This is a genomic window from Actinomycetota bacterium (assembly GCA_035759705.1).
GTDB lineage: Bacteria > Actinomycetota > CADDZG01 > JAHWKV01 > JAHWKV01 > JAJCYE01.
Map to the genome: position 1 here is coordinate 1 of DASTUJ010000035.1, position 4,709 is coordinate 4,709.

The 4,709-nt window shown below is 66.1% G+C and carries 6 protein-coding genes; 1 reads left to right on the plus strand and 5 read right to left on the minus strand.

From position 1 onward, the window contains the following. The 5 genes from VFV09_02080 to dapA form a co-directional block, all read right to left on the minus strand. Positions 1-457, minus strand: a 457-nt coding sequence (locus tag VFV09_02080; protein ID HEU4866492.1) for a hypothetical protein, incomplete at its 3' end; no start/stop codon positions are given. A gap of 161 nt (positions 458-618) precedes the next feature. After that, positions 619-1,014, minus strand: a complete 396-nt coding sequence (locus VFV09_02085) for a type II toxin-antitoxin system VapC family toxin (protein ID HEU4866493.1) — start codon at positions 1,012-1,014, stop codon at positions 619-621. 9 nt (positions 1,015-1,023) lie between these two features. Continuing rightward, the gene (locus tag VFV09_02090; GenBank protein ID HEU4866494.1) at positions 1,024-1,251 is read right to left on the minus strand and encodes a hypothetical protein; all 228 of its coding nucleotides are present in this window, start codon (positions 1,249-1,251) and stop codon (positions 1,024-1,026) included. 53 nt (positions 1,252-1,304) lie between these two features. Further along, positions 1,305-3,008, minus strand: coding sequence for a ribonuclease J (locus VFV09_02095; GenBank protein ID HEU4866495.1), 1,704 nt, complete (start codon positions 3,006-3,008; stop codon positions 1,305-1,307). A 10-nt stretch (positions 3,009-3,018) separates the two neighbouring features. After that, a complete protein-coding gene (gene dapA, locus VFV09_02100; protein HEU4866496.1) occupies positions 3,019-3,906 on the minus strand; it encodes a 4-hydroxy-tetrahydrodipicolinate synthase in 888 nt (295 codons plus the stop codon). Between the two features lie 129 nt (positions 3,907-4,035). Between dapA and VFV09_02105 the strand changes: the two genes are divergently transcribed. Continuing rightward, on the plus strand, positions 4,036-4,709 hold a 674-nt coding region (locus VFV09_02105; GenBank protein ID HEU4866497.1), incomplete at its 3' end, for an N-acetyltransferase.

Below are 4,709 nucleotides of genomic sequence, written 5' to 3' on the forward strand. Positions count from 1 at the left end.
CGTCCAGGCGTAGGCCGCTCGAGTCGTTCGCAAAAAGCATGTGCATCCAGGCGGCGATGCCGGCAATCGACATGAGGGCGCCGGTTGCGATCCGTCCCGCCTCACCCGAGTTCTTCTTGTTCATCATCGTGATCGCGACCACTGCCAGGGCCGGCGGCACCCCGAACGAAGCGGAGCCGAAGACCCAGCGCATCCCCCACTCGAGCTGGCGGCCTACCGGGCCGGCGAGGTCGGCGTAGATTCCGAGGCCGCCCAGGATCGCCAGGAAGAGCAGAACGACCGCGAAGCCGTCGGTGTTAGGCCCGAAGATTCCGGCCAGCGGCGACTGCTTCTTCTTGCCTCGCTTTTGCGGGGAGGGCCGGCGCGCCGGCGGACGGCCGGGCGCCGGGCGCCGGGCTGCCGGTTTGCGGGCGGGTGCGGTCCTGGTGCGGGTGTTCGATGTTTTCGAGGGGGGCATCCAACCTCCGTACAGCCGGCTTTTCGCCCGGCTGGTGCCTTCCGCGCAGCAGGTTCACGGGCATCCTTCGCCCGGCGCTGGTGCGGTCCGGAACCCATCTTCGGCCACGCGACGCCCAGGTTGGCGGATTTCCGGCCCGAGGGGCCGCCCGGGAGCCGGGTTCAGCTGCCGAAAAGCTCGATTCGGGCGCTGTGGCCCGGCGCACCCGCCAGACGCGAATCACAGGTGATCAACGATGCCCCCAGCGCTTCGGCCAGCGCGACGAATGCCGCATCGTAGGCGGTCAGGTTGTGGCGAAGCTCCCAAATCCGGCCCGCCAGGGGCTGATGCGGGTATCTGACGATCGTAAGCTCGCCGAAGTCCCGCAAAGCGTCGGTAGCTCGGTCTTCGCTCAACTGCGATCCGGCAGCCAGACGCCTGAGTGCGTGAAGGATCTCGATGTCGATCAGGTGTGGAGCGTGGAGGTCGGAGTCACCCGCGAGGCGGTCCACCAGCTCCGACATGGGCGGCCGGGCGATCAGGGCGGATAGGACGGCTGAACTATCGACAACCAGCACCTGCTGGGATCAGTCCCGGTCGCGGCCGGAACGGACCGAATCTACGATGTCCTCCACTCCAGCGCCTCCACTGCGTCCGATGGCAAGGCGAAGGACGTCTGAAACCGCAGGCCTTTCAGCGACGCGTGTGAGCTCGGACAGCAGGTACTCGGACAGAGAGACTCCGGCCCGGGAGGCTCGCTCCCTCAGTGTTCGGTGAACGGAGTCGGGCACGTCTCTGATCTGAATCGACTTCATACGACCAGTTTACATGCACATTGGGTGTGTAACATGCACTCTGCGTTGTGGCTCTAAACCTCCGTCACAACCGGCAGGATGATCGGCCGCCGGCCGGTCCGCTTCCAGACGAAGCTGCCCAACGACTTGCGCACCTTGCGACGCACCGCCGTGTAGTCGGAGATCTCGTCGTCGGCCAGGCCGTGCAGGGCTTCCCGGACCACTTCTTTGGCCTCCTCCAGGAACTCGGAGGACTCGTCGCCGAACACGAAGCCCCGGGAGATAACGTCCGGGCCGGCCAGGATGTCGCCGTTGTAGGAGTCGATGGTGACCACGCAGACCACCACCCCCTCGTCGGCCAGGACGCGGCGGTCCCGCAGGACCTCGTCGCCCACGTCGCCGATGCCCAGGCCGTCGACGAAGACGAACCCCGCCTCCACGTGCTGCTCGGACTTTTTGACCACCCCGGCGGTCATCTCCAGGACGTTGCCGTCCTCCATGACGATCACGTGATCCGGCTTGATTCCCACCTGGTGGGCAAGCTCGGCGTGCAGCGCCAGGTGGTGGTACTCACCGTGGACCGGGACGAACCAGTTCGGCCCGACCAGCTCGAGCATGTGTTTCAGGTCCTCGGCCGAGGCGTGGCCCGAGACGTGGACCTTGTTCAGCGGAGGGGCGATGACCTTGGCGCCGATGCGGAACAGGCCGTCGATCACCCGGCGCACCGCAGACTCGTTACCCGGGATCGGCGTGGCGGACAGGACGACGGTGTCGCCCTTGTGCAGCTGGATCCACTTGTGCTCCCGGGCCGACATCAGCGACAGGGCCGACAGGGGCTCGCCCTGGGAGCCGGTGGATACGATCACCACCTTGTCCTCGGGGTACTGCCCGACCTGGTCGATGGGGATCACCATCCAGTCCGGCACCTTGACATAACCCAGCTCCTGCGCCACCCGCATGTTGTTCAGCATGCTGCGGCCGAGGAAGGCGACGACTTTGCTCTCGGCCTCGGCGGCGGTCAGCACCTGCTGCACCCGGTGGATGTTCGATGCAAAACAGGCAACTATGACCCGTCCTTTGGCGCTGCGGATCACGTCGTGGATCGGCTCGCCCACCGTGCGCTCCGACGGGGTGTGCCCCGGGTGGTCGGCGTTGGTGGAGTCGCCGAGGAACAGGTCGATGCCGTGGGCGGCCACCTCGCCGATTCCCTCGAGGTCGGTGGGCCGGTCGCCGATCGGGTAGGCGTCCAGCTTGTAGTCGCTGGTGTAGAAGATCGTTCCGGCCGGGGTCCTGATGTGGGTCCCGAGGCAGTCCGGGATCGAGTGCACCATGTTGAAGAAGCGCAGGTCGAACGGACCGAGCTTCAGGGTCCCCGGAGCGGACACCTCCTTCAGCTTCGAGTTGTCCAGCACCCGGTGCTCCTCCAACTTCGCCCTGAGGATCCCCAGAGTCAGCTTGGCGCCGTAGATCGCGGGGACGTCCATCTCCTTCAGCAGGTAGGCCAGGCCGCCGATGTGGTCCTCGTGGGCGTGGGTCAGCAGGACGCCGACCACCTGGTCCTTGCGTTCCTTGAGGTAGGTGAAGTCGGGCAGGACCAGGTCCACGCCCAACATCTCCTCGGTGGGGAACATCAGTCCCACGTCGATCACGAGGATCTTGCCCCCGTGCTCGAACAGTGTCATGTTTCGGCCGATCTCCCCCAGGCCTCCGAGGAAAATGATCTTGGTGGTGTCCTTACCTGCGCTGCTGCTGTTGTTCGTGCGCTTTTTCGGCGACAAGCCGTACTCCTTATTTAAGGACGCCTGCCGAGGTGAGCACGTCCTGAAGTAGGGCTCGCTGCGCATCGTCTGCAGGTATCAGCGGCAGGCGGGGTCCGCCTACCTTGTGGCCGAGAAGTTCCATACAGGCCTTCACGGGTATCGGGTTCGTGGTGATGCCCATAGCGTCGAAGACGGGCATTAAATCTAGGTGGATCTTGCGGGCCCCGGCCGGGTCGCCGGAGGCGAACAGCCGGATCATCTCCGCCATCTGAGGGCCGACCGCGTGCGAGGCGACGGCGATCACGCCGACCGCCCCCACACTCAGCCAGGGAAGGGTGTCGGCGTCGTTGCCGCAGTAGACCTGGAAGCCCTCGGGGGCGTCGGCGACCAGCCGGGCGACCCCCTGGACGCTTCCGACTGCGTCCTTGACCGCGACGACGTTGTCGATCTGTGCCAGTTCGACAATCGTCGCATGGTCGATCTTCACCACGCTGCGGGCCGGGATGTCGTAGAGGATGATCGGGAGGGAGGTCGATTCGGCGACCGACCGGAAGTGGGCGAGCAGGCCCGCCTGCGGCGGCTTGTTGTAGTAGGGAGTGACCACCAGGGCGGCGTCCAGGCCGTCCTCCTCGGCGGCTTTGGTGAGGTGGATGGCGTGCGCGGTGTCGTTGCTGCCGGTCCCGCCGATGATGGTGGTCCGGTCCCCCACCGCCTCCTTCACCGCCCGCCAGAGGTCCCGCTGCTCGCCGTCGGTCAGCGTCGATGCCTCACCGGTCGAGCCGGCCACAACGAGCCCGTCGGAGCCGTTGTCGAGGAGCCAGGACGCGACCCTTTGGGCCTCGTCGAAGTCGACGTTGCCATCGGAGTCGAAGGGAGTCACCATTGCGGTGATGAGGTCCCCGAATCGCCCGCCCATTACTGCTCCTTATCCAAGGGGACTTCCCGATCCGTTCGGTATTACAACGGATGGGTCCGGCCGAAGGGACCGCGTTCGAATGCTGCTCGAAAGGGTCGTCCAGGCGATTGTAACAACGGTCGGTGCTCCGTGAGCTTTCTACTCAAGTGGGGCGACGAATCCGTGAGGGTGATCTCGCACGCGGAGGAGACGGATCTGACCTCCCGCTACGACCAGGCGTTCCCCAGCGTCTGGCCCGAGTTCAACATGCACGGCGACGTCTTGCACCCACTCTGGGGACGCCTCTACGAGGAGTTCGCCGCATTCCAGTTCGTCCTGGTGAACGACCGCACCAACGCATTGCTGGCCCGGGGCAACACCCTGCCCTTCACCTGGGACGGGGATCCCGCCCACCTGCCGGAGGGGATCGACGCCCTGGCCGAAAAGGGGTTCGCCGAGCGTGAGGCAGGCACTGCGCCCAACGCCCTGTCCGCCATGGCGGCCGAGGTGCCCGCAGAGAACCGGTCGAAGGGCCTGGGGACCATGCTGCTCAAGGCCATGGCCGGCCTGGCCACCGCCCACGGCCTGACCAGGTTCGTCGCCCCGCTGAGGCCGACCCGGAAGTCCAGGTACCCGCTGACCCCGATCGAGGACTACATGCACTGGAAGACCCCCGACGGCCTGCCGTTCGACCCGTGGATGCGCATCCACGTCCTGATGGGCGCCAAGATCGTGCGGGCGGCGCCCAGGTCGTTGCAGATCACCGGCACGGTTGCCGAGTGGGAGTCGTGGACCGGCATGCCGTTCCCGGGAAACGGCGTCTA

Bases quoted from the DNA above. Each gene is read 5' to 3' on its own strand.
- VFV09_02090 (HEU4866494.1), bottom strand. From the start codon at position 1,251: ATGAAGTCGATTCAGATCAGAGACGTGCCCGACTCCGTTCACCGAACA.
- dapA (HEU4866496.1), bottom strand. From the start codon at position 3,906: ATGGGCGGGCGATTCGGGGACCTCATCACCGCAATGGTGACTCCCTTC.